This window comes from Ravibacter arvi (assembly GCF_039540405.1).
GTDB lineage: Bacteria > Bacteroidota > Bacteroidia > Cytophagales > Spirosomataceae > Ravibacter > Ravibacter arvi.
The window spans coordinates 98,184-125,103 of the sequence record NZ_BAABEY010000012.1; the positions used below are offsets into that span (position 1 = coordinate 98,184).

Consider the following 26,920-nt stretch of genomic DNA (forward strand, 5'->3'; position numbering starts at 1 on the left):
GCCCATGAGCCTGTTGATTCATCTCGTTAAATCCAGCCTTTTTTTGTTCCTGTTTTATGGATTTTACTGGCTGTTGCTCCGGCATACAACTTTCTTTCACCTTAACCGGGCTTATCTCCTGCTGGGGATCCTGGCATCATTCGCATTGCCTTTTATTCATCTGACCGAAGAAATCCCTTCCCCACCAACCGAATCGGCGCTGACCATCTCGGAATTAACGGCGGGAGCAAACGAACCGGTCCTCGCCGGAGCAAACACCGTAACCCATACCATTCCGCCTTCTGCAGCCGAACCGGTTCTACCGCTCGGGACCCTGCTGGTAGCCTTTTACCTGCTAGGCTTTGCCTGCTTCACCTACAGGTTGATAACCAATATCGCAGGAGTCCGGAGAATCCGGCGCAACGGAAAAAAAATACAGCTCAGGGGGACACAGGTTATTATCCTGCCCGAAGGATCAGAAACCGGGTCTTTCTCTTTCGGCGGAAGCACTTATATGGATCAGAGGGACTTTGACCGACATTTTAACAAGGTATTCCGGCATGAACAGACACACGTCAGACAATTTCATACACTAGACATTCTTTTAATAGAAATTACGCGGGTTCTCCTTTGGTTTAACCCGGTTGCCCTCCTCTACAAACGCACGATTCAGGACGTTCACGAATTCCTGGCCGACGCCGCTGCCAAAGACAAGCAGCTGTATGCCAATTTCCTGGTGGCCTATGCTATTTCCGGGAGCAATACCTATCCCATTAGCCAGGTACTTCGCCGCGATTCCTCTCTAAAACGCCGGATCAAAATGTTATTCATGAAACAAGACCCGAAATCAGCCATGTTGCGATACTTACTCGTATTACCGCTCGTCGCAGTACTCACCGTGCTCACCGCAAGCCGTCAATATATTTACCAAAACCCGGGCGACGAAACGGTTGCCGGTCGTTTTGCGGCTGCAGCACCAGAAGTAAGAGCGCCGGCTGTAACGACCTCGGAACCTGTGCATAACAACTCACTTCCGGTTCGCAGCGAAGTAAAACCGGTCACTTTATCCCCCAGCGCGACGGCAGACATTCAAGTCACGGGGCAGGTTTTCGGCTCTGACGACGGGGAGCCATTACCCGGCGTGAGCGTGTTGGGAAAAAACACCTACCGGGGTACGGCGACCAATATTGAGGGGCGGTTTTCTATCGCGGTAAACCCCGAAAACCCGGTACTCGTGTTTACTTTTGTAGGCTATGAACCGCAAACAGTCCGCATTACTGAGCAGAGACATATAAAAGTGACACTGGTCGCAAATCTGAACGTCCTGGAAAAGGTTATTGTAACGGGATACGGGCGAGCGCCTATCGATGCAGTGGAAAATACGGGTAAAACCGTCGCCGTGCCTCGAGAAGACAAATTGCTTGTGGTTGAACAAATGCCAGAATTCCCCGGCGGTAATTCAGCACTCCGGCAATACCTTGCCAAAAACATTGTTTATCCTTCCGAGGCTGCGAACGCCAATATTCAGGGACAGGTTCTGGTCTCCTTTACAGTCAACAAACTGGGGTTCATCCGCAATCCGAAAATAACGAGAGGGCTTGGGTATGGAACCGATGAGGAAGCGCTGAAAATCGTCATATCAATGCCGCGCTGGCAGCCCGGAAAGCAAAACGGCCAGCCTATTGATGTGCAACTGACCCTGCCGATTGAATTCCGACTGAATCAGGCTGCTGAACGCCAGGGTTATGCTGAACCGGAAAAAGGGGCGAATACGGGTCAAAACGAAGGCAGTCCGGCCGTTATTCGCATTGTCGGAAATGATTCCGGCTCCTTTGGAAACACAAATGTTTCGCCCCCGGTATGGCTTGAAAAAATTAAAACGGAACCTTCCCTATCAGCCTGGACAGCCTTGAAGAAACCCCTTTATCTTTTGAATGGAAAGGAAATAGGCGGTTTGGAAAATGTAGATCCGGCTATGATCTCCTCCATTTCCGTACTAAAAAACGTGGCAGCCGCTCCTTACGGGGAAAAAGGTAAAAACGGTGTCATTTTGATCACGCTGAAGGAGTCGAAGTAAATCGTCATTCCGAGAAAAAAGTTTTTTGCGAAAACACCTTGTAGCGGAGATGACAAATAGATGTTGTCAATGCAAGTCAATGGTAGCCGGAGGCTACCGCCCGGACGGTCATCCTGATGCGGAGCGCAGCGGAGTCGAAGGATCTCCTGTTGCAAGAAAAAAGCCCTCTGAAAGGGATTGGGTACTGGGAGCGGGAGATCCCTCCGCTGCTGTCGGGATGACGGTAAAAGCCGCGAATTCACGAACAAAACTTATTCGTGAATTCGTGGCTCCTTTTCAATCCGCTCCCCTACTTCAGACCCAACTCCTCGCCTATCGCTTTCACCTTCTGCCGGAGCTCTTCATACACCTTATCAAAATCGGCGGCATCCTGCAAAGCGCCTCTCACCCCCACATAGAACTTGATTTTCGGCTCCGTTCCGGAAGGGCGGCAGGTAAATTTCGTTCCGTCTTCAGTGAAAAACTGAAGCACATTTGACGGCTCGATCCCCATCTCCCCCGAGGGGATGGATTGGGTTGTATTGGTCTTGAGATCTGCTGACTGCAGCGACTTATAGTCGTCAATCCGAACGACAGGCGAACCTGCGAGCGTTTTGGGCGGGTTGGCACGGAAATCGCTCATCAGCTGCTGAATCTCGTCGGCACCTGACTTCCCTTTTTTGGTCAGGGAGATCAGACCTTCGTAATAGAAGCCGAAACGCTTATAAATCTCTATCAACAGGTCGAAGAGGCTCAAGCCTTTATCCTTCGCATAGGCTGTTAATTCAGCGATAAAAGCGCAGGAAGCGATTGCATCCTTATCACGTACGGCGTCTCCGATCAGGTAACCGTAGCTTTCTTCACCGCCTCCGATAAACTGTTCCACACCTTCCTTCTCCCGAATCACCTGGGCGATGTATTTAAACCCGGTGAGTGTGTTGTAGCACTTCACCTGGTAATCGGCTGCCATGGTATCAATCAGGTCTGTAGTCACAATGGTTTTACAAACAAACTGCGACCCGTTCAATTTCCCGGCTTCTCTCCAGGCATTCAGGAGGTAGTAAATCAATAAGCTGGCGGTCTGGTTACCATTCAGCAATTGAATCTCCCCATGGTGATTCTTCGCGGCGATCCCGACGCGGTCCGAATCCGGGTCGGTACCCATAACCAGGTCTGCATCAATTTCTCTCGCTTTCCTAACCGCCAGGTCCATTGCTTCCGACTCTTCGGGGTTGGGATATACAACTGTCGGAAACTGGCCGTTTCCGTTGGGCTCGGCCTGCTCCTCAATAACCGTTACATTCCGGAAACCCATTTTACCCAGTAGCTTCGGCACCAGGGTTACGCCGGTCCCGTGGAGCGGGGTATATACAATTTTCAGATCCTGCTGTCTTGCTATTGCGTCTTTGGAGATGGAAAGGGAAAGAATCTGATCCAGGTATTGCTCATCTATCTCCGCACCAACTTTATGGATCAGGGCGGGGTTGCCTTCGAACCGGATGGCATCCACCGAAGTGATGGCATTCACCTCTCCTATAATATTCTTGTCATGGGGCGCCACCACCTGGGAGCCGTCCGTCCAATACGCCTTGTACCCATTGTACTCTTTGGGGTTATGCGAGGCGGTTACCACCACACCGCTATGACATCCGAGCAACCTGATCGCAAATGAGAGTTCAGGAGTAGGTCTGAGTGCTTCAAAGAGATAAACGGTAATGCCATTGGCCGAGAAAATATTGGCAATAATGGCCGCAAACTCATCGGACTTAATACGGCTGTCATGCGCAATGGCCACCTTAATAGTCTCACCTTTAAAGTTTTTATTCAGGTAATTGGCCAGTCCCTGCGTAGCAGCGCCAACCGTATAACGATTCATGCGGTTGGAACCGATACCAATCAATCCCCGCAAACCACCCGTTCCGAACTCCAGGTCCTTGTAGAAGGAGTCGGTCAGTTCCGTGACTGCATCTTTATCTATCAGCTGCTGAATAGCAGATTTGGTTTCCTGATCATAATTACCGGTAAGCCATTTGCCTACCTTTTCTTTGACACCCGGTTCCAGTTGTTCCAATGACATGAATAGTTAGTTTAAGGATGTAAGTGATGTTGCTAGGTATATCTAAAAGAGTTGTCCGATAAGAATCTATTGATTAAGGACGGCTTTCTCCGCCGCGGTTTTATTGGATTTCCCCGCAGCACGGGCTCTCCCTATCTGCAGTATCAGTTCGGCGACAAGCCCGGTCCAGCCGGTCTGGTGTGAAGCTCCGCAGCCGCGCCCGTTATCACCGTGGAAATATTCATAAAAAAGAACGTAATCCTTGAAATAAGGATCCGTTTGTTCCTTTTCTGATTTACCGGCCACCGGTCTCCGACCGTTTACGTCCGGTTTGAAGATATTGACGAGGCGCTTCGCCAGTCCAAGTGCAACCTGGTCAATTGAAGTCAGTTTGCCGGAATTAAAAGGATATTCTACTTCAAAATCGTCACCGTAGTAGGAGTAAAACTTCACCAGCGAATCCACTACCAGAAAGTTCAGCGGGAACCAGATCGGTCCGCGCCAATTGGAATTCCCCCCCATAATATCGGTGAGGGCTTCGCCGGGGACGTAGTCGACCTGGAGCATTTCCCCGTTCAGGAAAAACTTATAGGGATGATCTTTGTGATATTTAGAAAGGGCGCGAACCCCGTAGTCCGAAAGGAATTCCTCTTCGTCAAGCATTCGCTTCAGGATCATCTTCATCCGGTGCCCGCGCAGGATCGACAGCAGGTGATTTTCGCCTTTCCCGGGCTCATACCACCTGGAAATCAGGCGTGCCAGGTCCGGGCGGTTAGACACAATCCAATCGAGCCGCCGCTTGAATACGGGCAACTTTTCCAATGTATTGTGATCCAGGATTTCCACTGCAAACAACGGGATCAGCCCGACAATCGAGCGGACCTTCAACAGGATGCTTTGCCCGTTGGGAATGTGGATCACGTCGTAGTAGAACTGGTCGGCCTCGTCCCAAAGACTGATGCTGTTGTCGCCCCCGACCGCCTCCATCGCTCCCGCGATGTGAAGAAAGTGTTCGAAGAACTTCGACGCCATATCCTGGTAAACAGGGCGTTGTAAGGATATTTCAACCGAGATACGCAACATATTAAGCGTATACATCGCCATCCAGCCGGTAGCATCCGCCTGTTCCAGTTTGCCCCCGAACGGCAGCGGCATGGACCTGTCGAAAACCCCGATGTTGTCGAGCCCGAGAAATCCGCCGCTAAAAATATTATTACCGGTATCGTCCTTCTGGTTGACCCACCAGGTAAAATTCAGCAACAGCTTATGGAAAATTTTTTCCAGGAAAGTAACGTCGCCAACGCCATTGTTCTGCTCCTTATCTATTTCATAAACTTTGAGCGTAGCCCAGGCGTGCACGGGCGGGTTCACATCTGAAAAGTTCCATTCATAGGCCGGCATCTGCCCGTTGGGATGCATGTAATATTCCCGAAGCAAAATTTCAAGCTGCCGTTTTGCAAAATCTGCATCTACCCGCGCCAGGGGAATGGTATGAAAGGCCAGGTCCCATGCTGCAAACCAGGGATATTCCCATTTGTCGGGCATTGAAATCAGGTTAGCAGCATACAAATGCTTCCAACCCGAATTCCGGCCGCCTTTGCGGTACTGATCGGGCGCCGGTTTGCCCGGGTCCCCTTTCAACCACTCGTATACGTTGTAATAGTAAAACTGCTTGTTCCACAACATGCCGGCGTAAGCCTGCCTGCCGATCGACTGGAGCTCGGCATAGCTGACCTCACGCTGCAGCTCTTCATAAAACTCGTCGGTCTCTTTCGACCGGCAGTCAAAAATTTCATCAAAGTCGGAGAACGGGCGCTCATGAACCCGGTCGGCAAAGCGGGCACGGATCGTAATACTTTCACCGGCCTCAATAGTCCGGGTAAAACACCCCGATGCCTTTGTCCCAAACTTGTTTTTATTAACCGTAGGCGCTTTCTTACCGCTTATTATGTAATCATTGATCCCATCTTTGACAAACTGGGACGCATTGGGCGTATTAAAAAGCTTCTGGTAGTTCGTTTCATTTTCGCAGAAGAGAATTTCATCCGCGTCTTCAAAGTAGAGATTGTACCGGCCATGCCGCCTGTGGCTTGCTTCTATCGCCTGCCGCGAAATACTGGTGAGCATGGGCTTGTAATCGAAATCCTTGTAGCCCCACGACCAGGTATTACGGAACCAGATAGTCGGCAGAATGGTGATGGGCGCCGCTTTCCGGCCGCGGTTGTGCACCGTTACTTTAAAGAGTGCATCTTCTTCGCCGGCTTTGGCATACTCGATGAAAATATCGAAATATTCATCCTGATCGAAGATCCCGGTATCGAGCAATTCATATTCGGGTTCCTCTTTTCCGCGCTTTGCACTTTCCTCGCGAAGCTTCGTATAGGGAAAGGGATTTTGGGGATACTTGTAAAGCATCTTCATATACGAGTGCGTAGGGGAGCTGTCAAGATAGTAATACTGCTCCTTCACGTCCTCGCCGTGATTGGATTCGCGGTTGGTCAACCCGAACAAACGCTCTTTAAGCAGGCTGTCCTGGTGGTTCCAGAAGGCGAATGCTATACAGATATGCTGTTTATTGTCCGAAAAACCCCCGATTCCTTCTTCTCCCCAGCGGTATGCCCTGGACCTTGCGGCATCATGCGTAATATAGCTCCAGGCATCACCATTGGCACTGTAGTCCTCCCGCACGGTTCCCCATTGCCTCTCAGAAAGGTAAGGTCCCCACTTTTTCCACCCCCGGTTCTCTTTTTGTTTGGACAATCTTGCCTTTTCTGCGCCTTTTGTCATATGTATCTGTCAATGTTCAACTTCAAAAGTGTCGGCCGGAAGCTCATGAAATACGACAGGATCAAAGTCTTCCTTCCCGGCGTACCTCCTGGTAATCTCGCCGCAAACTTTCCTGGTATGGAGGATCAGGGGATCCGTTTCCGTGTCCAACGCGCTCAAAACATCCGCGATAAAGTCTTTAAAAAGAAGCTGAACCGGCAGCTTTACGAGCGAACCATCGCCTCTTTTCAGCAGGACGCGGCCTTCAAACTCTCCGGCTCCGCTGATTTTCGAATACCATTTTTTTGCGGATTGGTAGGCCTCCTGGTCCGGTTCGATCCATATTGATCGGCACGGCTTTTCTTTTCCGTGACCTTTTAAAATGGCATTATCAAGCCCCGACAGCATCTCCCGGACGCGAACGGTGTCCTTTGCCGACCCAATACGGGCCGCCATAGACTGTCGTATCAGGTAGGTAAGCGATTGGGTAATGTTGAGGCCTATTTCGGCCATTTGCTTGAAAATCAACGAAGACGGCGACATACCGGGAACGGTATTAGGGTCATGGAGAACCACTTCACCATCCGCTGTTAAAAACCCGTCAATCCGAACACAGACCGCCATATCCAGGCTTTCCGCAGCTTTCACTACGTAATCCTGAATTTTCAGATTCCGATCCAGCGAGGTCTTCACCGGGATTCTCTTACGCGTCCCCCCGGGCTTATATTTCGAATTAAAATCGAAAACCTCGTCGACTTTGATCACTTCTGTCGGTGGGAGTGCTACATGGCGGCCATTATCGAGCTGGATGCAGCCACATGAAAACTCCTGTCCTTCCACAAATTCTTCGCACAATACCTCAGGCTCAAAATCAACGCTTAGAAGGAGCACCTCTTCGGCGCCTTCACCGATACAGCTGTCGATTTCACCGATCAGTTCATCGGGATTACTTACGGGCCTGTCTTCAACAAAGAGAGGGTAACCTATCCCCGATTCAAGATCCGCCTGCGAATCGGCCCAAAGCTGCTTTTCCGCGAGGCTCTTCTGCCTCCACACGGCGCCTGGTACGGTCGCGGTAAAAAAACATTGATTAACTCCTGCCTTAAACTTCTCAAGGTCGTCTTCTTTCACAATGGCTACCCCGATGGAAGACCCCTGATGCGGGGCTTTAATAACAACGGGCAACCCTAACTGGCTTTTGATCCGCTCAAAAACTGCGGAAGGCCCGTTCTCTTTTTGCCATTCGTCAAAGGCTATGCTTGCGGTGGCCTTTTGCTGACCCACTACGGTCGCCAGCATTTTATTCTGAAGAATTTTGTTGATCCCAATCGAGGAGCCGAGAAGCCCCGGTCCGCTATACGGGATCCTGAACCACTCCAAAAGTCCCTGGATGGCACCATCCTCGCAATCCGGACCGTGCATGGCCAGAAAAACGAAATCAAAATAATCCGTAAAACGCTCCGGCCCGATCACCTGCCCGATTTCGGGCGATACGGGTTCATTTTTTTTCCCGGGGTAAGAATCGATATAGAGCCGGGAGGCCCGTCCCGGCGCATCGGCCGAAAAAACAGACCGGATGTCGGCGGCATACATGTGCGCCTCTTTTAAAAGAATAAACCTGCCAAAGCCGTCAACAAAGACAGGTACCGGCAGGAAAAGTTGTTTATCGAGGTGCTCAAAAGCTGTCTTGCCTCCCGCAAAAGAAATCTCGCGTTCTCTGGAGGGGCCGCCAAAAAAAATTCCTACACGTATCACTTTGTTGCCATGTTTACTTCAGCGATTTGCGGAAATGAAAGTTCAGGCAATTTCCGATACGGGAACCGCCTCTACCTTCGTCACTTCCGGTACCGCCCTGCGGATAGATTCTTCGAGGCCCGCCTTGAAAGTCATTGCGCTCATCGGACATGACTGGCAGGACCCGAGCAACTCCAGCCTGACTACCATATCGTCGGTCAGCTCATGAAGTTTAACATCACCGCCGTCGGCCAGCAGGTAAGGCCTCACTGAATCCAAGGCATCCTCTATCCTTTTCACCAAACCCTCTTTCATCTCGATACTCATTTCCGATACGTTAAATTGGATCAAAATCTGCCCGCTATGGAGCATTATGCAATTTACAAATAAATTAAACCTGAATCTCCACTTCTTTGGTTTTTTGAAGGGAGGCATTGCGGATGGCGATTTGCCTGGCCAGTTCTGTGGCAGCATCACGGAATGCGTGGCCCTGGATAGAGTCTTCCTCCATCACGGCCGGGCGACCTTCATCACCGGCTTCCCTGATACGTTGCACAATCGGTATTTCGCCCAAAAACGGCACACTGAACTGCTCCGCGAGCCGGCGCCCGCCGCCTTCTCCGAAAATATGGTATTTATGGTCAGGAAGCTCCTCCGGGGTAAAATAAGCCATATTCTCCACCACTCCAAGCACCGGCACGTTGATCTGCGGTTGTCTGAACATTGCCAACCCCTTTGTAGCATCTGCCAGCGCTACCTTCTGGGGAGTGGTCACAATCACAGCTCCTGTTACAGGAACAGTCTGGACCAGCGTGATGTGGATATCGCTCGTGCCGGGGGGAAGGTCGATCAGCAGGTAATCCAACTCGCCCCAATCGGTATCGGCAAAGAACTGCCGGAGTGCCTGGCTGGCCATGGGCCCGCGCCACACTACAGCGCTGTCGGGTGGCGTCATGAAACCGATGGACATCAGCTTGATCCCGTATTGCCTGATCGGGTTGATCAGGTTCCGGCCGTTTACCTGCGAAATGGTAGGCTTCATGTCATCCGCCCCGAACATGACCGGTATAGAAGGCCCTGAAATATCGGCATCAATAATCCCCACCTTAGCGCCGCTCCTGTGAAGTGCCATGGCCAGGTTGGACGTGACGGTAGATTTTCCGACGCCCCCTTTTCCCGAAGCGATCGCGATCACGTTTTTGACGCCCGGAATCAAGGCGCCGCCGGTACGCGCCGTGGTGACATTGGCGGACAAATTAATAATAACCTGGAGATCAGGTGAAACATGCCGGTGAATCGCCTCCGTACATTCTCTCCTGATCAACTCTTTCAGGGGGCACGCCGGTGTGGTAAGCACGACTGTAAACCGTACCTGTCCCACTCCTACCTCGATATCCTGGATCATATTAAGCGTCACAAGATCCTTTTTCAAGTCAGGTTCCTGAACGGTGCTTAACGCCGCAAGTATTTTCTCTTTGTTAACCGTAAGTTCTCCCATTATTCCTGTTTAAAATCACCCATTTTGTCACACATCCTGTTCTGACCCGAAAGTCACTGAATGGGTAACACTTAACTATCCGCCTGAGTTTACGAATAGTGATTTTTTAGTATCAGTCCAATCTCCTCGATCTCTTTTTCGACCATCAAACGTGCCTTCAACCCGCGCAACCGCTCCAGCGTTTGGGTAAGATGCCGCTGATACTCCGCCGAATAGCCGTGTTTCGGCTTGTGGTTCAGCATCTGTACAACCTGGTGCCATTCTTTCAAGGTGTCGTGCGTATCGGCATCGAGATAGGCCTTCAGGAAAGTTCTGAAAATATGATCGGTCGCCACCGAATCGGGGTGAATCAGATCCGGTTCATAAAAACGATAATCCCGAAGCTCATCAAGCATGATCTCATAAGCCGGAAAATACACCACGTGGTCGTACCGTTCCTCCAGCTCGTGGCAGAGCAATCGTAATACCGACTTGCTTACCTGGTTGAGCGGCAGGGTATCGCGGGTGTGCCTTACGGGGCTCACGGTAAGAACGACGCGCATTCGGGGGTTAAGAGTTGCCAGGATTTTCAGCAGCTCGTCCATCGTTGCGCGAAGCGTTTCCAGCGACAGCAGTTCCTTGGTAAACTCCTTCCCGGGCGTCTTGTGGCAATTGGTAACAAATTCATTGGTTTTCAGGTACCGGTAGACAAACGCGGTCCCCAGCGTCAGCACCAGTACGTCGGTAGCCTGCAGGTACTGTTTGGTCTGGAACAGGTTCCTGCGGATCTTCCCGTCCAGGTCTTCCAGAGAAATATCGGAATAGACAGACGAATGAAAGTCGTAATGGAAAAACAGGCTCCCATCGGCGCGTACGTAATGCCCAACATGGGGCAATGTATCGGAGGCACTCATCTTCACCAGCTTTGCAATCGAATAGGGATTGAAAACGGTCCCAAACAAGCTGGGGAGTACCTGGAATTTACTTTCAAACAACTGATTCCCCACTACCTCCGCAAAGCATGACCCCATGGTCATCAGTTTTGTGTCGTAGTCTATTTTCCAGGGAGACGGCTTAACCTGAACCTCAGTACTTAATTTCATAAATTACCAAACGCGACCCGGCCCTTTTTCTTTTCCTCACTGTGGCTGATCCGGGTTACAAAATTACCCTGTACCGCTCAATAAACAAAGAAAGCAAGGGATCAGTATACCGGAATGGCATCAGTCGGCCGATCCGTGCATCTTAGCATCGTCCAGTTCACCTTCCCAACGGCCTATTACGGCGGTAGCGAGGCAGTTCCCGATCACGTTAACGGAAGTCCGGGCCATGTCCATCAGTTCGTCGATGCCCATGATAAGCAACACCGGCCATTCCGGCAATCCGAAGTTGGCCACGGCCCCCAGCAATATCACCATCGTCGCACGGGGAATTCCCGCAACCCCCTTGCTCGTCAGCATTAACAGGAAAACCATCACTATTTGCTGTGAAATCGGGAAATGGTGCCCGGAGGCCTGCGCCACAAAAATGGTCGCCAGCGAAAGATAAAGGGTGGATCCGTCCAGGTTAAAACTATACCCCGTCGGCATCACAAAAGAGACAATCTGCCTCGGCACCCCGAATTTTTCCATTTTCTCCATCGCCTTCGGCAGCGCGGACTCGGAACTGGTGGTAGCAAATGCGATGGAAACCGGCTCGGCAATGGCCTTCGCAAATTTCAGTATCGGGATGCGGCAATACAGGGCTACCGGCACCAGCACGACCGCAATAAAAGTAAGAAGCGCCAGGTAAAGCGTCCCAAGCAACATCCCCAGGTTTTTCAGGACCTCGATGCCCATATGGCCCACGGTTTCCGCTATGGCAGCACCTACCCCTATCGGTGCAAAGAGCATCACAATGCCGGTAAATTTGAACATCACCTCTGCCAGCAGCTCCACGCCTTTTACGAATTTCATCTTCTTCTCCGAGGGCAGTAATGCCAGGGCGATTCCGAAGAGTACGCTGAACACCACAATTTGCAGCACCTGTCCTTCATAGATCGACTTCGCTATGTTTTCCGGGAATGAATGAACGATCACATCCTGCCAGGTTTGCTGAACCACCTTGGGCAGATGATCGTGAAACGCTTCGGGCGGCGTAAGCCCCGCCCCCGGTTCCAGCCAGTTGGCGAATATAAGCCCGATCACTAAAGCAAAGGTGGTAATAACCTCAAAGTAAACCAGTGATTTCCAGCCCATCCTGCCCACCTGTTTCAAATCGGAATGACCCGCAATACCGGCCACAAGCGTGGCAAACAACAAAGGCGCAATGATCGTCTTGATCATTTGCAGAAATATCTTTCTCAGGAAGGAGAGGTTGGTGGCCAGCTCAGGGAAATCATGCCCTATGCCGATCCCTACCACCATAGCAACCAGGATGGAAGTCGTGAGGTTACGTTTGGCAACGGCGTAGGTAACAAAAGCAGCAATTGTGAGCCATCTCAAGCCAAACTGTAGGGGTTCAGGTATCCCGAAAAGCGAATAATGATCAATGACTGTTACCAGGCAAGTAATCGTGGTCAGGATCCAGACCGAGGGCAGTATTTTTCCTCTCATTCAGAATAAAGTTTTGAAAACCAAGAAAAACCGGGAGTAAACTTAGCAAATATCCCCTAAAAAGAACCATTCTTTCGATCGGGCTCATCTTTTGAAAAACCGCCATTGCAAATAGATAAAGTTCGGTTTAATTTTACAGGTAAAATTGTCCGTATCAATACCCACTCAGCTTGAAATCTTCAAAACCCGTCGGAATAATATTCGGCATACTTCTTTTTTTGTTCGTTTTCATTGTTCTTTACGATAAGTACCTGGGTGGCGATGACGGCTTTATAAAAGGGTTCGCATTCAAACGGATCTTCGGACAGATTGTGATCCTGTTCTCTCTTTTCTGGCTGCTGGGGATGGGTATAAGCACAAAAAGCAAGGTCTTGCAGAACATATCCCTGTCATTCCTCAGTCTTGTTTCCTGCTTTTTAATTTTCGAGCTGTTCTCTTTTTTTGTTTTCAGGACCGGCATAATAAAGGGCGATACGCCGCGACACCACCTTAACACAGACGCCGCCCGTTTATCTGCGGACCGGCGCCCTTTTTGGGGAGATTACAATCCGCACTTCGCTAAATGGTACCTTCCCCTCGACACCCTGAAAAGAAAGAACTGCTCGGGAGATTCGCTGGTTTCCTTTACCAATTCCTTTGGCGCCAGAGACAGGGAGCGCACTCTGACCGCCTCATCCGGACGTGTCGTGCTGCTTGGTGATTCTTTCATCGAAGGCTATATGGTTAACGCCGAGGAAAGGCTGTCAAATCGCCTGGAGGAAGCCAGCGGGATAGAACATCTCAACTTCGGCATCAACGGCACCAGCCCGATCAACTATTACCTGACCTATAAGCATCTTGCCAAAAAATTTGATCATGACGTCTTGATTGTCGGGATCTTACCCGCGAATGATTTCGAAGACTTTACCAAAGAGAAGCTATCGAGCCTCGTCGAAAATCCGATGTACCGGCCTTACTGGCATGGCTCCTATCCCAACTACAAACTCCGCTATTCACTGGCTTCGATCAACCATTCCAGCCATTCCCTGTTTCATTACGAAAATCCGGAAAAAATCAATGCAGCTATCGATTCGGCTTTTACTGCAATGAGCTGGACCGACCGGACCAAAGCAGTACTAAAAGACAATATGTATACCTGGCATTTCGTCGAATGGGCCCGGCAACGCATGGCGTCAGCGGCCCCGCCGGAGTTTTCGCGGTTCAACTCGTATAGCCGGGATGAGTGGAACATCTTCTCCTTCTCGCTTGAGCAGCTGTTAAAGGAGGCGAACGGCAAGAATGTTATATTTCTATTGCTTCCTACCCTGAATGACGTGCGTGCCTATGACCACAACAGACACTCCAGGCTGGCTGAGGATCTGAACCGGACGATCGGTAAAAGGCCTAACGTAGGCATAATTGATCTTTTACCGGTTTTCCACGCGCAAAAGGGAAGATGGGAGGATTTCTACGTAGTATGCGACGGCCACTGGTCTGCAGAAGGTGAGCGGTTTGCCAGCTCGGTCCTCCTGAATCACCCGCTTTACAAGGCGGCTTTGTCAGGCCTGCGGATAAAATGAAACGCCGGGCCGTACATACAAACGGGCCACATTTTCGTTCATTAAACAAACTTTGTACTTAATTTGCGCTAGCCATCGATTGATCTGTCTATGCCTTTTCTCGAAGCCATTGAGGTAGTAAAAGAGTACAACCAGCACCGGGCGCTGGACCGGGTAAGCGTTACGATTCCAAAGGGTTCCATTTTTGGGCTGCTGGGACCGAACGGAGCGGGCAAAACGTCCCTTATCCGGATTATCAACCAGATTACTGCCCCCGACAGCGGAAGCATACTTTTTGCAGGCGAACGTCTCAATGAGTCGCATATCCGGCGGATCGGCTACCTTCCTGAAGAGCGTGGCCTTTATAAAAAAATGAAAGTGGGCGACCAGTTGCTGTACCTCGCCCAACTGAAAGGACTTTCTGAACGGGAAGCCATGCATAAGCTCCGTATCTGGTTCGAGAAATTTGATATAAAACCCTGGTGGACCAAAACCATATCGGACCTGTCGAAGGGAATGCAGCAAAAAATCCAGTTTGTGTCCACTGTTCTTCACGAACCGGAGCTCGTTATACTGGATGAGCCCTTTTCAGGTTTTGACCCGATCAATGCCAACCTCATCCGAAACGAAATCCTTGAATTGAAAGAAAAAGGTCATACCGTGATTTTTTCGACGCACCGGATGGAATCGGTAGAAGAGCTGTGCGATCACATTGCCCTGATCCATCGGTCCAGGAAAATACTGGAAGGCCCCAAGAGCGAAATCAAGTCAGCTTTTAAAACGAATACCTTCCAGGTAGAATACCGCGGCGCCCTCGCCGAACCGCACCCTATGTACCGGGTTATAAGCAGCCAGGCCTTTCCTGACGGCATAACCAGGTCCACGCTGTCGCTTCCTGACGATACTGGCGCCAACGCACTGCTTTCGGTTTTAATCGAACAGGTTGAAATCCGGTCATTCGGAGAAAATATTCCGTCGATGCATGATATTTTCATACAGGCCGTGGGAGAGGTCCCGGAGTCATAAAATAATTGAAAATCATTATCTTCGCGGTTTTTACATGGACACCACTGGTAACATTCGCCATATCAACAAGACTCGCTTTATGAGATCGTTTCGTTTCCAAAATATATTCCGCGCGGCACTCGCGCTCCCGTTTCTTGCCCTGCTGCTCGTTAGTTGCAAAGATGAAGGGGAAATCAGGCCTGAAACCATTTCGGATGTCATTCAAAACGACAGCCGTTTCACCGTTCTGCGGTCCGTACTGAAACAGGGCGGCATGTCCGATGCGCTCAGAACCGGATCATATACGCTGTTTGCTCCCACAGACGAAGCCTTCAGAAAAATGAGCATTACCGACCCCGGGCAAGTGGGATCGCTCTCCCGCGATTCGCTTCGGGCTGTTGTTCAGTACCTGATGCTGGACAGCCTGCACCTGGCCAAAGATTTCGACGCCCTCAACAAAAAGCAAATCAAAGCGTTCGATAACAGCAACCTGTTCATTACCAAAGATGCCGGCCGCTTCCTGGTGAACATGGCCAATGTAATCCAGGCGGACATCATGGCGAACAACGGGGTTATTCACGCTATTGACCACGTCCCTTCGACGTCAAAGTTCACGCTGGCCGGGTGGATTAGCGCCAACCCGTCTTTTTCGTTCTTTGCCGAGATGGCGACCCGGGCTTTTGCAGCAAATCCCGACCTCGCCAACCAACTGACGTCGGAGAATTCGTCCTTCACTTTGTTTGCCCCCGCAAATGAAGCTTTCATAGCATCCGGTTTTGCCACAATCGATGACATCACCAATTCCGACCCTGTAATACTTACCTCGATCCTGACCGCACATATTCTTCCGAAAGCTTATTTCACTACCGACCTGGCAACAGGACAATACGTGTCTGTGGGCGGACACCCCCTCCTGATCGGGGTGGATGGAAAAATTACGGTGTCGGCGGAGCAGAATTCGGGCACTTTACCTACGATTACCCGATCTGACATCCTGACAAAAAACGGCATTATACACGTAGTGGACAGGGTTTTACTCCCCTAAAAACCTGGTGGCCCGCCCGGGTAGCCATCGGAAAGTCTTGCGTCTGCCGTTACAAATGCTTATATTTAGAGTTGAGCACTTTGTGAAACAGCCATGAGTGGTGAGGCATAAGGTATCGGCCAGCCCCTCATAGCTCCAAACTTTCTACACCGATGAAAAAGATTTACGTTACAGGTCGTTGGCGCCAGTGGCTACTCCTTTTTTCGGGGCTTTTGCTCTTCACACTTTGGAGATATGCACACCAGGTAGAATTCAGGATCAGCGATGAAGAGATCAAATCTCTCACCGCGAACGTAGGGGACAGTGTACGCATTTATCACTACCAGGTTAACAAACGTAATATCAGGTTTGCGGAATTCGGATCGGATACCCTGCCCGTCACCATCCTGGTGCATGGGTCGCCCAGCTCCATGAACTTCTTTCGCGCGTTTTATACCGATTCAACACTGCTGTCCAGGACCATGCTGGTCGGCGTGGACCGTCCCGGCTACGGTTACTCCGATTTCGGGCATGCCGTTACTTCCATTGTGGAGCAGGCGCGGCTGCTTCAACCCGTAATCGACAAATACGCGAAAGAAAATCGTAAAATCTATATGGTCGCTTCCTCTTATGGTGGTTCGGTAGCGGCCCGGCTGGCCATGATGAATCCCAAATTTGTAAAGGGCCTGCTCTTCATTTCCTCGTCTTTTGCCCCCGGGCAGGAATATACCTACCCGGTGGTCAGCGACATGCTTGACTCCAGGTGGTCCCGCTGGTTTTTCCCGAAAGTACTGCGTGTGGCCAATGACGAAAAACTCAGCCACAAATCGGCCCTGGAGGAAATCCAGGACGGCTGGGAAAATATCAGGGCGCGCGTAATTTTATTACACGGTAAATCTGACGGCCTGATCTATTTCTCAAACGCCGAATATGCGAAGCGGAAGCTTAAGAATGCCAAATTCCTGAAAGTAGTGGCACTCGACGGGCTCGGTCACAGCATTCTGGACGACCGGCCGGAACTGGTCGAACAGAATATTCTGGAGTTGATCCGCTAAACCATCTACCCGCCGCTCTACCCGTTTCCCGGCAAATGGTAGCGGATTAACCCCGGCATTGGCCTCTGCTCTATTTTGCCGGGTTGCAGCCCCATTTTTCCCACGGCCCGTAAAAGCTGCTGCTGAAATATCCAGGCAACCGAGCCGGTAAATGAGACCGGGTAGCGATCTGCATGGGGATGCTTGCACACATATTTTTCAAGAAACAGTAAGAAGGCTTCCTCAAGGAACCGGTCGACAAAAGCATCACCCTGCTGTTCGCTCAGAAAATGCGTGTACCGGGCAAAATAACGGTTGGGAAAGGGTTGGCGATACGCCTTGTCCAGGATCTCCAGGCGATTTACGCCGGGGTACTTCTCAGAAAAAGCTGCGCTCAGGTTTTCGGGGAGCTCCTTATGAAGGAACGAAATAACCAGGCGCTTACCCAGATAGCCCCCGCTGCCCTCGTCGCCCATCCAAAAGCCGAGCGAACCGATATTTCCGACAATCTCCCGGCCGTCGTACAGGCAATTGTTAGCCCCCGTGCCCAAAATGCAGGCAATCCCTTTTTCATGCCCGCACAGGCTGCGGGCAGCGCCCAGCAGGTCGCTCTCGACACCTACAGTGGCGCCCTTATATTGTTTCCCAAAAATTCCTTTTAGGGGGGCATTAATGGCCGGGTCGGCGCATCCAGCCCCGTAAAATGCTATAGTGGCAGGTTCGCTTCCGGCAAGCTGCGGAAAAACCACCTCGTTCAGCAGCGCTTCAATGGTATCGGCATCCTGAAAAAAAGGGTTGATCCCCGGAGACTGCCACTCTTTCAGGGTCTCACCATTTGCCGCTGCCAATGCCCAATCTGTTTTACTCGAACCGCTGTCTGCGATCAATATTCTGTTCATATGAAGTTGATGTGCGGGGATGGCGCCCGCCGGAAATGAGAACCGGAAAAGTAACAATAATCTCTTTAATTCCCGCAGGAGGGAGTCCCTTCAGAGAAATCAATTAGTTTTGAGGCGCCGGGTTGAATGGAAGAAAGGTCCTTTCCGCCCATAACGATCCGGCATTGCGGTTCAAACCTCTTTTTTGTAAATGAAAAAGCTAGATCTCCTGTTGCCACCGGATATTGCCCTGGACCCTGCAGGCTTTGACGGCTTTGTCCGAAAAAAGTTTTCTGTCCGCGCCGACGACCGCCTCGAAATCAGGAAAATAAGGCAATCTATCGATGCCCGGTCCAGGCAGGTAAAAGTGTCTGTGATGGCCGAGGTGTATATCAATGAAACTCCACCGGCACTTCTGACGACCGAACAGCCCTATAAAAAAGCCGATCCCTCCAAAAAAGTGGTCATTGTCGGAGCAGGACCGGCCGGTCTGTTCGCCGCGCTAAGGCTCATAGAATACGGTTGGCAACCCGTTCTGCTGGAGCGCGGGAAAGATGTACAGGCGAGGCGACGCGACCTGGCCGCCATTAACAAGGAACACATCGTCAACCCCGACTCGAATTATTGCTTTGGAGAAGGCGGCGCCGGCACGTATTCCGACGGCAAGCTATACACCCGATCCAACAAACGGGGTGATATCAAGCGCATCCTGGAAATACTGGTCCGCCACGGTGCGACCGAACAAATTCTCATTGATACGCACCCGCACATCGGGACCAACAAGCTGCCCCGCATTATCCAGGCAATGCGCGAAACGGTTATACAATGGGGTGGCGAAGTTCATTTTAATGCCCGCGTAAGCGATTTCATCCTGTCGGGAAACCAACTGAAAGGAGTTACCACCGCCGACGGACGGGAATTTGCCGGCGCGGCGGTCATTCTGGCTACCGGTCATTCGGCACGTGACATTTTTGAGCTGTTGCATCGGCGCGGTATCCAGATCGAAAGTAAGCCCTTCGCAATGGGCATCAGGATTGAACATCCGCAGAACAGTATTGACCGGATCCAGTACCATTGCACAACCGACCGCGGCCCTTATCTCCCGGCGGCTGCCTACAGCCTGGTTACCCAGACACACGTAGGGCAAATACAGCGCGGCGTTTTCTCATTCTGCATGTGCCCGGGAGGTTTCATCGTTCCATCCGCTACCGCCCCCGGCGAAGTGGTGGTAAATGGCATGTCACCCTCCAGAAGAGATTCCGAGTTTGCCAATTCGGGCCTGGTCGTGGCAGTGAATGAAATAGACACCAACCACCTTAGTAAAGATTTCGGACCGCTCGCCGGGCTGGAATTTCAGCGTCGGGTGGAACAAAAAACCTGCCAGGTAGCCGGCGGCAGTCAAAAAGCTCCGGCACAGCGCGCCCTCGACTTTGTAAACGGTAAAACTTCGGCAGACCTGGGCAAAACCTCTTACCAGCCCGGACTCTCACCGGTCCCCCTCCCGGAATTTCTACCGGATTGGATGGCGCAATCCCTGAAAACCGGTTTAACAGACTTTGGCCGCAAAATGAAAGGCTACCTGACCAATGAAGCGGTGCTTGCCGGCGTGGAAAGCCGTACTTCATCGCCCGTCAGGATCCCCCGCGACGCGGATACCTGTGAACATCCCTTGGTTAAACGCCTTATTCCCTGCGGCGAAGGAGCCGGTTACGCCGGAGGTATTATGTCGGCGGCTATGGACGGAGAAAGGTGCGCCGATGCCGTCATAAGGTTAAATTACAGGCCATAACAGCTTTTATCAGGCAGTGCCAACTTTTTTCACAGCCCATACAGACAACCGCATGAACCGTAGAACTTTTTTAGCAGCAACGGGCCTTTCTGCTCCCGCCTTATGGCCGGCTGCCACCCCCCTGGATTTCCAAGGCGCCCCGAAAGCGAAAATTGCGGTTCTGGCGACCAATTGGGGATTTCAAGGCGACATACACGCTTTCTGCGCCGCAGCTAAAAAAGAAGGCTACGACGGCATTGAAATGTGGTGGCAGGGCGACCCGGCCAAGCGGAAAGCACTTTTTGAAGCGCTCGCTACCCACAGCCTCAAGGTAGGCTACCTGTGCGGCGGACATCAACCGGAATTTGACCTGCATCTTAAAACTTTTGAATCCTCGCTGAAAGCCGCGTCAACACAATTCGACGAAAAGCCGCTCTACATCAACTGTCATTCCGGAAAGGATTATTTTTCACGGGAGCAAAATCAGAAATTTATCGATCTCACTACAGAAACCGCGTCAAAAACAGGGATTAAGGTATGCCACGAAACCCACCGCGGCCGTATGTTATTTGCCGCGCCAGTGGCACGCCGGTTTCTGACCCAAAATCCTGACATGCGGCTGACACTTGACATCTCGCATTGGTGTAACGTGCATGAAGGACTGCTTGCCGACCAAAAAGAGACCGTAGATATGGCGCTGCAGCGTGTAGACCATATTCATGCACGCGTAGGCCATGCCCAGGGCCCGCAGGTGAACGATCCGCGCGCACCGGAATGGAAAAGTGCGGTAGACGCCCACTTGAGCTGGTGGGATGCAGTTGTCGCGCGGAAATCAAAGAACAACGAAACGATCACCTTCCTTACAGAATTCGGACCGCCCGACTACTTTCCCACCCTGCCGTACACACGGCAACCGGTTTCTAACCAATGGGAAATCAATGTTTATATGATGAAATTGCTTCGGGAGAGGTATGAGGGGTGAGATATGAGGTATGAGCCTTGAGGGGTGAGGGGTGAGATAATGGGCTTGCGTTTCGGCTTATACATCTGAAAGTTCAGGTCCGAAGGCGGCGTTCAATACCAGCCGGCTTTCGACGGTATTGCCGTCCGGGAGTTGCCAGCCTTTCAGCTTTCCGGTTTTTCCTTTCAGGATCAGATCGGCAACCTGTGACTCGGTCAGCTTTTTCCCGAATATTTCGAACGGGATTTTGAAGCCACAGGACGAATACTCCGGACAACCGTAGGCGGTTTTGCCCTTTATCAGAGTTTTTTGCCTGCATTTGGGACATTGCTGCGCCTGAATGTCAACCGCTTCTTTTTTGGCGCGCGGTTCCCTTGGTTTACTTTTCCCGGTTTCGGCCGCTACCGGATCGGCGACCGATATTACCCTGAAAGCGCCGGTCTTTACCTCGTTGGTAAGATCGGCCACCATTTGCGTAAGTTCCTGCTTGAAGGTTTCCAGGGCGTACTCCCCTTTCTCAATCAGTCGCAATTTCCGCTCCCATTGACCGGTCAGTTCGGCGCTTTTCAAAAGTTCGCTCTGAATGGTATCGATCAGGTCTATTCCTGTCTGGGTGGCGATGATATTTTTTTTCTTCTTCTCAATATATTTTCGTTTGAAAAGCGTTTCAATTACAGCGGCGCGCGTAGACGGCCGCCCTATGCCATTGTCTTTCAGCAATTCCCGCACTTCCTCATCATCCACCTGTTTTCCGGCAGTTTCCATTGCCCGCAGCAGGGTCGCTTCGGTGTAGTACTTGGGCGGACTGGTTTTCCCGTGGTGGACGCGCGGTTCATGGGGCCCGGTTTCTCCTACCTCGAAAACGGGCATTACCTTTTCTTCCTCAGCCGACTCTTTTTTCTCATGGGCGTACAGTACCCGCCATCCCGGATCCAGGATCTGCTTCCCGGTAGCCTTGAACTCAATCTCCCCTACCTTCCCCAGCACCGTTGTGGTCGACACCTTGCATTCCGGGTAAAAGACGGCGATAAAACGCCTTGCAATCAGGTCGTAAATCCGCTTTTCATCAGTAGGGAGGGCAACCGGGTAAACCCCTGTAGGAATAATGGCATGGTGGTCGGTAACCTTCTGATCGTCGAAAACAGTTTTCAGCTTGGGAATGGGAGCCTGCAGCAGCGACTCGGTAAACTGCGCATATGGCGTGAGTTGCTGTAAAATACCTTCCACTTTCGGATGCAGGTCTTCAGAAAGATAAGTGGTATCCACCCGCGGATAGGTAACCAGCTTTTTTTCATAAAGGCTTTGAATAAACTTGAGGGTATCCTCAGCAGAAAAGGCGTATTTTTTATTGGCTTCTACCTGCAGCGACGTCAGATCGAAGAGCCGCGGATTTCCCTCCCGGCCTTCTTTCGCATCGAAAGACGTCACCTCAAAAGGATGGTTCACCAGGTAAACAACCCCTTTTTCGGCCTTGTCCAATGACTTAAGCCGGTCAATGATCGCGGTAAATTCGGTCTCCCGGTAGATCGTCTTTAGTTCCCAGTACTCTTCTACCACAAAGGCCATGATCTCTTTATGCCGCTGAACGATCATAGCAAGGGTTGGCGTTTGAACGCGGCCTATTGAGAGCACCACTCCACCCTTACCATAGCGGGTTGTAAAAAGCCGGGTGGCGTTCATACCCAGGAGCCAGTCGCCGATCGCCCGGGCGCTTCCCGCTGCATAGAGGTTGTCGTAACGGGCACTTTCCCGGAGCGACTGAAAGCCCTCTTTAATGGCCTGCGTCGTAAGCGACGATATCCACAGGCGTCGTATGGGCACCTTGCATTTTGCTTTCAGCAGCACCCATCGCTGGATGAGCTCTCCTTCCTGGCCCGCATCCCCACAGTTAATGACCTCCTCACAATTGGCTACAAGCGACTCTATTACTGAAAACTGCCGCCTGACTCCCTCGTTATCAATCAGTTTTATACCGAAATTGGGCGGTATCATCGGGAGCTCCTCCAGCCGCCAGGTCTTCCAGCGATCGGTATAGTCATGCGGTTCTTTGAGTGTACAGAAGTGACCGAAGGTCCAGGTAACCTGATACCCGTTCCCCTCGTAATAGCCATTCATCTTTTGCCTGGCCCCCAACACTTCCGCCAGATCTTTTGCCACACTCGGTTTCTCCGCAATACATACTTTCATAGTGCCCCCGCTGCTCTCTAAAAAACGGGGCTGCAATTTGATAAAAAAATACCTCACAAGCCAGAATTACCGCGGTAACAACGGCAGGAGTCCGATCTTTGAAATTTGCCGTCCTCCCAGATTTTGGCCATCGTCGTGGCTGTTGACCACTATTTGGGTTAATTTTGGCGTTTCACCCGAATTTCGATTCGAGCAACCCAGGAGACACATGATTCAAATTGAAGGGACACTGATCCGGGACCTGATCCTCCACCGGGTCGGGTCAGAAGAAGAAAACAGCATAATCAGTGACAAAGCGATCGACATTGAGGAGGAAGAGGAGGCCGTATTTAAAAAAGCGCTGTTGAAGCCCTTCACCTCCCAGGCACAAACCTATGAATTCCGCCACGAAGTGGGCATCGGGTATAATGTATTGTTCAATCTTTCCAAAGGAATCCTGGAGGGAGAAAACTTTGTTGAGGTATCAAAGGACATTCTGAGGCACCTCGTTGCCTCTTCCACCCATCCGAATATCAAAAGCGGCGACCTCTTTATCGCAAAATTTGACGGCATTAAGGTAAACAACCAGGAACTGGAAGGACTGGGCATTTACAAATACGAAGACAAGGAAAGCTTTATTGAAACCACCCTTTCGGAAAACGGGCTTAAACATGCCGTCCGCCGGGGTATAGGCGGGAAAAAGCCCGACAAAGCGTGCCTGATCCTTTTTACAGAAGCGCCCTACACCCTGCTCGTTATCGACAATACAAGTGGTGAAACCGCCTACTGGCAGGACGACTTCATCCACCACCGGCTCAAAAATGACCATGTGAACAACACGCACCATTTTATGAACATGGCCAAGGATTTTATTGTCAACCAGATTCCCAACGAATTTGAGGTTTCCAAAGCCGACCAGATAGACTTGCTCAACCGTTCGGTAGATTACTTTAAGAAGAAGGAAGTTTTTGACAAGAAAGAATTTGAGACTGAAGTATTTTCGGATCCTAACGTTGTGGACGCTTTCCAGCTATTCGACCAGGGGTACCGGAAGGAAAACGAACTTGAGATCCATGATAAATTCGAGATAGCCGGCCAGACTGTAAAGAAACAGTCGCGGATCTTTAAAAGTGTTTTGAAGCTTGACAAAAACTTTCACATCTATATCCACGGAGATCGTAACCTGATCGAGCAGGGCCATGATGAAAAAGGCAAGAAATTTTACAAGCTTTATTACGAAGAAGAGTCCTGATTGCTAAAGAAAGGGGCGCGTTGCGCGGTCTCTCCCGCAAACCGGCGGCTGTTTTCTGCCGGGATACACCGCGACACCCTGCATTTCCATCTCGGCAATAGCGGTCTCCGACTACCTGGACACCTATGAAAACTAACACTATGTGGAACATGCGCCTGTTTTTTTTCGGCATTGCCGCCCTTTCAGCAGCCAGCTGCTATTCCCAGGTAAACAGCGCCGCGAAGCCGTCGTTCAGCGGCATTTACCCGCATCTGGCCATGTACAACTCGGAAGGAGAGTGTGGTACCGGCGCCGTCGTTCCGTGGGCTGACCGCCTCTGGGTGATCACCTACGGTCCGCACCTGCCCTTCGGTTCATCGGATAAGCTGTACGAAATTACGCCGGGGTTGGCACAAGCGGTACGGGCGGAAAGTATAGGCGGAACACCCGCCAACCGGATGATTCACTCCGAAAGCAACCAGCTGTTCATTGGCCCGTATGCCATTGACCCGAAAAGGAACGTGCGCACGATCTCCTACAACAAAATGCCCGGCCGTCATACCGGCAACGCCCGGCATCTCACCGACCCGAAGAAAAGAATCTATTTCGGGACCATGGAGGAAGGCTTTTACGAGGTAGATACGGAAACCCTGGAGCCTACCCTGCTGTATGAAGACGGCAATGTTACCTCGAAAAAACAAAAGGGGAGCGAGGCCGGCGGCCCGGCAGCCCGGCTTTACGGCGCACATGGAAAAGGACTCTATTCCGGCCAGGGGGTTGTGGTGTACACCAACAACGGCGAGTCCGGAAAAGCGGCGCTGGAGCAATTTGACATAGAGGCCGGGTCCTTGTCGGAATGGGACGGTAAGAATTGGAAAACCGTTCGCAGGAACCAATTTGTGGAAGTAACCGGGCCCGGCGGCATTCACGGCAACTCCAATCCCGCAACCGACCCTATCTGGGCCACCGGCTGGGACCATAAGTCTGTTTTGCTCGGCGTGCGCGACTCCGGGAAATGGTCTTTTTACAGGCTTCCGAAAGCCAGCCACAGCTACGACGGTGCACATGGCTGGAATACGGAATGGCCGAGGATCCGGAACGTTGGCACGCCTGGAAAGCCCGATTACCTGATGACCATGCACGGGCTTTTCTGGAAATTTCCTGCCGGGTTTTCGTCCGGAAACGCGGCCGGCATCCGGCCCAGATCGGCCTACCTTAAGGTAATAGGAGACTATACCCGGTGGAATAACCAACTGGTGTTTGGCTGCGATGATTCGGCCCAAAAGGAATTCCTCAACAAGCGAAAAATAAAAGGCGGAATCGAAGGGCCCGGCCAGTCGAACTCCAACCTCTGGTTCACTACTCCGTCAAAACCCGATCAACTCGGCCCCAATACCGCTGAAGGCGCCGTATGGATTTCCGAACAGGTGACGGCCGGGCAATTCTCAGAACCATTTCTCTTTGCCGGCTGGGACCACCGGTCTGCCTGGCTGGCCAACGAGGGCCCCTCAGAAACTGAATTTGTGTTTGAAACGGACCGTAATGGCAACAACCAATGGACCGAATTACAGCGTGTGACGCTGGCCGGGCAAAAAGATCTGCAACTGGTATTCAGCGCCGCACAAAAAGGGGAATGGATTCGCGTGCGGCCACTTCAGGCAACAAAAGCCACGCTGCACTTCTCCTATACCGATACCAGTCGCTTCAAAACTAAAAACACAACCCTCTTCCGGGGCTTGGCCGAAACCGGCGCCAAAACCTACCAGGGCGGCCTTCTATACGGATTAGGGGACAACCGTCGTGCGCTTGGACTGCTGGCCGGTAAAATTTTGGACGGCAAATTTTCAGAATCAGGGTATTACGAACTGGACGAGTCAATGAAGCTGGTCAAAAAGGACGATCCGGAGACGGCAACATTTATACGAAACAAATTCGCAATTCCTTTGAACCTGGTCAGTGTGGAGGCTTCTTCCGTGCTGGTGATCGACGACAAGGGACGCAGGTGGCGGCTTCCGCTGGGCGCCCAGGCCATGTCTACGCTTACCGACCAGGCTCTGACCCGGTTATGCAGGGAAGTAGCGACGGAACGCGACCTTCTCAACCTTCATGGTACCTTCTACGAGCTCCCCGCGGAAAATGCGGATGGATTCGCCAAGATCCGGCCTGTTGCCACCCATAACCTCGCTATTCATGACTACGCTTCGTACCGCGGATTACTCGTTCTTACGGGCATTGAAAATTCTTCTCAAAACACCGGCAGAATCATCCGTTCCAACGATGGCAACGCCAGTGTATGGGCCGGGACCATCGACGATCTCTGGGAATTGGGCAAGCCGAAAGGAGAAGGCGGCCCCTGGAAAGACAGCCCGGTGAAAGCCGGGGAGGCCTCGGACCCCTACCTGATCGGGTTCTATGACAAAAAAAGCCTGCGGTTAAGTCACAACTTACCTGAAACCGTTACATTCAGGATAGAGGCGGAGCCAATCGGGCATGGCCCCTGGTTACGCTACCGGGAGATAACCGTTAAACAGGGCGAGACGGCTGAATTTTCCTTTCCGGCGGGTTTCCAGTCGCGTTGGGTACGCTTTGTTGCCGACCGCGACTGCACAGCAACCGCCTGGCTGAGCTACCGGTGAGTGCCCCGCTCCGTAGA

General features: G+C 51.5%; 18 protein-coding genes. 9 read left to right on the forward strand and 9 right to left on the reverse strand.

All coding sequences use genetic code 11. The features are described from left to right. The first annotated feature begins 4 nt into the window (after positions 1-4). A complete protein-coding gene (locus ABD852_RS06270) occupies positions 5-2,056 on the forward strand; it encodes a TonB family protein (RefSeq protein WP_345027289.1) in 2,052 nt (683 codons plus the stop codon). A 289-nt stretch (positions 2,057-2,345) separates the two neighbouring features. Here the strand turns inward: ABD852_RS06270 and ABD852_RS06275 are convergent, their stop codons facing one another. From ABD852_RS06275 to ABD852_RS06305, 7 genes are all read right to left on the reverse strand, one after another. Beyond that, positions 2,346-4,112 (reverse strand): phospho-sugar mutase, encoded by a 1,767-nt coding sequence (locus ABD852_RS06275; RefSeq protein ID WP_345027291.1) that lies wholly within the window; start codon positions 4,110-4,112, stop codon positions 2,346-2,348. A gap of 66 nt (positions 4,113-4,178) precedes the next feature. Next, on the reverse strand, positions 4,179-6,878 hold the full coding sequence (locus ABD852_RS06280; protein ID WP_345027294.1) for an MGH1-like glycoside hydrolase domain-containing protein: 2,700 nt from the start codon (positions 6,876-6,878) through the stop codon (positions 4,179-4,181). Between the two features lie 9 nt (positions 6,879-6,887). After that, positions 6,888-8,612, reverse strand: coding sequence for a D-alanine--D-alanine ligase family protein (locus ABD852_RS06285; RefSeq protein ID WP_345027297.1), 1,725 nt, complete (start codon positions 8,610-8,612; stop codon positions 6,888-6,890). Positions 8,613-8,654: 42 nt separating this feature from the next. Next, a complete protein-coding gene (locus ABD852_RS06290) occupies positions 8,655-8,918 on the reverse strand; it encodes a NifU family protein (RefSeq protein ID WP_345027300.1) in 264 nt (87 codons plus the stop codon). Between the two features lie 64 nt (positions 8,919-8,982). Beyond that, positions 8,983-10,089 (reverse strand): Mrp/NBP35 family ATP-binding protein, encoded by a 1,107-nt coding sequence (locus tag ABD852_RS06295; protein WP_345027302.1) that lies wholly within the window; start codon positions 10,087-10,089, stop codon positions 8,983-8,985. 89 nt (positions 10,090-10,178) lie between these two features. Further along, entirely contained in the window at positions 10,179-11,171 is a 993-nt protein-coding gene (locus ABD852_RS06300; protein ID WP_345027303.1) for a GSCFA domain-containing protein, read from the reverse strand. A gap of 120 nt (positions 11,172-11,291) precedes the next feature. Further along, positions 11,292-12,662: a dicarboxylate/amino acid:cation symporter gene (locus ABD852_RS06305; RefSeq protein ID WP_345027306.1), complete on the reverse strand. Its 1,371-nt coding sequence runs from the start codon at positions 12,660-12,662 to the stop codon at positions 11,292-11,294. 170 nt (positions 12,663-12,832) lie between these two features. Here ABD852_RS06305 and ABD852_RS06310 point away from each other — a divergent pair, with 170 nt between their 5' ends. The 4 genes from ABD852_RS06310 to ABD852_RS06325 all read left to right on the forward strand — a co-directional run bounded on the left by ABD852_RS06310 (position 12,833) and on the right by ABD852_RS06325 (position 17,284). After that, positions 12,833-14,221 (forward strand): SGNH/GDSL hydrolase family protein, encoded by a 1,389-nt coding sequence (locus tag ABD852_RS06310; protein ID WP_345027309.1) that lies wholly within the window; start codon positions 12,833-12,835, stop codon positions 14,219-14,221. Positions 14,222-14,311: 90 nt separating this feature from the next. Next, positions 14,312-15,226, forward strand: a complete 915-nt coding sequence (locus ABD852_RS06315; protein WP_345027311.1) for an ABC transporter ATP-binding protein — start codon at positions 14,312-14,314, stop codon at positions 15,224-15,226. Positions 15,227-15,305: 79 nt separating this feature from the next. Next, a complete protein-coding gene (locus ABD852_RS06320) occupies positions 15,306-16,250 on the forward strand; it encodes a fasciclin domain-containing protein (RefSeq protein ID WP_345027314.1) in 945 nt (314 codons plus the stop codon). Positions 16,251-16,402: 152 nt separating this feature from the next. After that, complete coding sequence (locus ABD852_RS06325; RefSeq protein ID WP_345027316.1) at positions 16,403-17,284, forward strand: alpha/beta fold hydrolase; 882 nt, start codon at positions 16,403-16,405, stop codon at positions 17,282-17,284. 17 nt (positions 17,285-17,301) lie between these two features. Here the strand turns inward: ABD852_RS06325 and ABD852_RS06330 are convergent, their stop codons facing one another. Beyond that, the gene (locus ABD852_RS06330; RefSeq protein ID WP_345027319.1) at positions 17,302-18,162 is read right to left on the reverse strand and encodes an N-acetylglucosamine kinase; all 861 of its coding nucleotides are present in this window, start codon (positions 18,160-18,162) and stop codon (positions 17,302-17,304) included. Between the two features lie 190 nt (positions 18,163-18,352). On the opposite strand from ABD852_RS06330, the gene ABD852_RS06335 reads away from it, so the two are divergent. Then, positions 18,353-19,930 carry an NAD(P)/FAD-dependent oxidoreductase gene (locus ABD852_RS06335; RefSeq protein WP_345027321.1) on the forward strand — a complete coding sequence of 526 codons (1,578 nt, stop codon included), beginning with the start codon at positions 18,353-18,355 and terminating at the stop codon, positions 19,928-19,930. A gap of 52 nt (positions 19,931-19,982) precedes the next feature. After that, positions 19,983-20,891: a sugar phosphate isomerase/epimerase family protein gene (locus tag ABD852_RS06340; protein WP_345027324.1), complete on the forward strand. Its 909-nt coding sequence runs from the start codon at positions 19,983-19,985 to the stop codon at positions 20,889-20,891. A gap of 57 nt (positions 20,892-20,948) precedes the next feature. Here ABD852_RS06340 and ABD852_RS06345 read toward each other — a convergent pair whose 3' ends face one another. Beyond that, positions 20,949-23,027: a type IA DNA topoisomerase gene (locus tag ABD852_RS06345; RefSeq protein WP_425568774.1), complete on the reverse strand. Its 2,079-nt coding sequence runs from the start codon at positions 23,025-23,027 to the stop codon at positions 20,949-20,951. Between the two features lie 238 nt (positions 23,028-23,265). Here ABD852_RS06345 and ABD852_RS06350 point away from each other — a divergent pair, with 238 nt between their 5' ends. Together ABD852_RS06350 and ABD852_RS06355 are read left to right on the forward strand one after the other, a co-directional pair. Continuing rightward, positions 23,266-24,288 (forward strand): nucleoid-associated protein, encoded by a 1,023-nt coding sequence (locus ABD852_RS06350; RefSeq protein WP_345027328.1) that lies wholly within the window; start codon positions 23,266-23,268, stop codon positions 24,286-24,288. Between the two features lie 125 nt (positions 24,289-24,413). Then, positions 24,414-26,903, forward strand: coding sequence for a hypothetical protein (locus tag ABD852_RS06355; RefSeq protein WP_345027329.1), 2,490 nt, complete (start codon positions 24,414-24,416; stop codon positions 26,901-26,903). Positions 26,904-26,920 lie beyond the last annotated feature (17 nt).

Bases quoted from the DNA above. Each gene is read 5' to 3' on its own strand.
- ABD852_RS06270 (WP_345027289.1), top strand. From the start codon at position 5: ATGAGCCTGTTGATTCATCTCGTTAAATCCAGCCTTTTTTTGTTCCTG.
- ABD852_RS06275 (WP_345027291.1), bottom strand. From the start codon at position 4,112: ATGTCATTGGAACAACTGGAACCGGGTGTCAAAGAAAAGGTAGGCAAA.
- ABD852_RS06280 (WP_345027294.1), bottom strand. From the start codon at position 6,878: ATGACAAAAGGCGCAGAAAAGGCAAGATTGTCCAAACAAAAAGAGAAC.
- ABD852_RS06290 (WP_345027300.1), bottom strand. From the start codon at position 8,918: ATGAGTATCGAGATGAAAGAGGGTTTGGTGAAAAGGATAGAGGATGCC.
- ABD852_RS06295 (WP_345027302.1), bottom strand. From the start codon at position 10,089: ATGGGAGAACTTACGGTTAACAAAGAGAAAATACTTGCGGCGTTAAGC.
- ABD852_RS06300 (WP_345027303.1), bottom strand. From the start codon at position 11,171: ATGAAATTAAGTACTGAGGTTCAGGTTAAGCCGTCTCCCTGGAAAATA.
- ABD852_RS06305 (WP_345027306.1), bottom strand. From the start codon at position 12,662: ATGAGAGGAAAAATACTGCCCTCGGTCTGGATCCTGACCACGATTACT.
- ABD852_RS06315 (WP_345027311.1), top strand. From the start codon at position 14,312: ATGCCTTTTCTCGAAGCCATTGAGGTAGTAAAAGAGTACAACCAGCAC.
- ABD852_RS06320 (WP_345027314.1), top strand. From the start codon at position 15,306: ATGAGATCGTTTCGTTTCCAAAATATATTCCGCGCGGCACTCGCGCTC.
- ABD852_RS06325 (WP_345027316.1), top strand. From the start codon at position 16,403: ATGAAAAAGATTTACGTTACAGGTCGTTGGCGCCAGTGGCTACTCCTT.
- ABD852_RS06330 (WP_345027319.1), bottom strand. From the start codon at position 18,162: ATGAACAGAATATTGATCGCAGACAGCGGTTCGAGTAAAACAGATTGG.
- ABD852_RS06335 (WP_345027321.1), top strand. From the start codon at position 18,353: ATGAAAAAGCTAGATCTCCTGTTGCCACCGGATATTGCCCTGGACCCT.
- ABD852_RS06340 (WP_345027324.1), top strand. From the start codon at position 19,983: ATGAACCGTAGAACTTTTTTAGCAGCAACGGGCCTTTCTGCTCCCGCC.
- ABD852_RS06350 (WP_345027328.1), top strand. From the start codon at position 23,266: ATGATTCAAATTGAAGGGACACTGATCCGGGACCTGATCCTCCACCGG.
- ABD852_RS06355 (WP_345027329.1), top strand. From the start codon at position 24,414: ATGAAAACTAACACTATGTGGAACATGCGCCTGTTTTTTTTCGGCATT.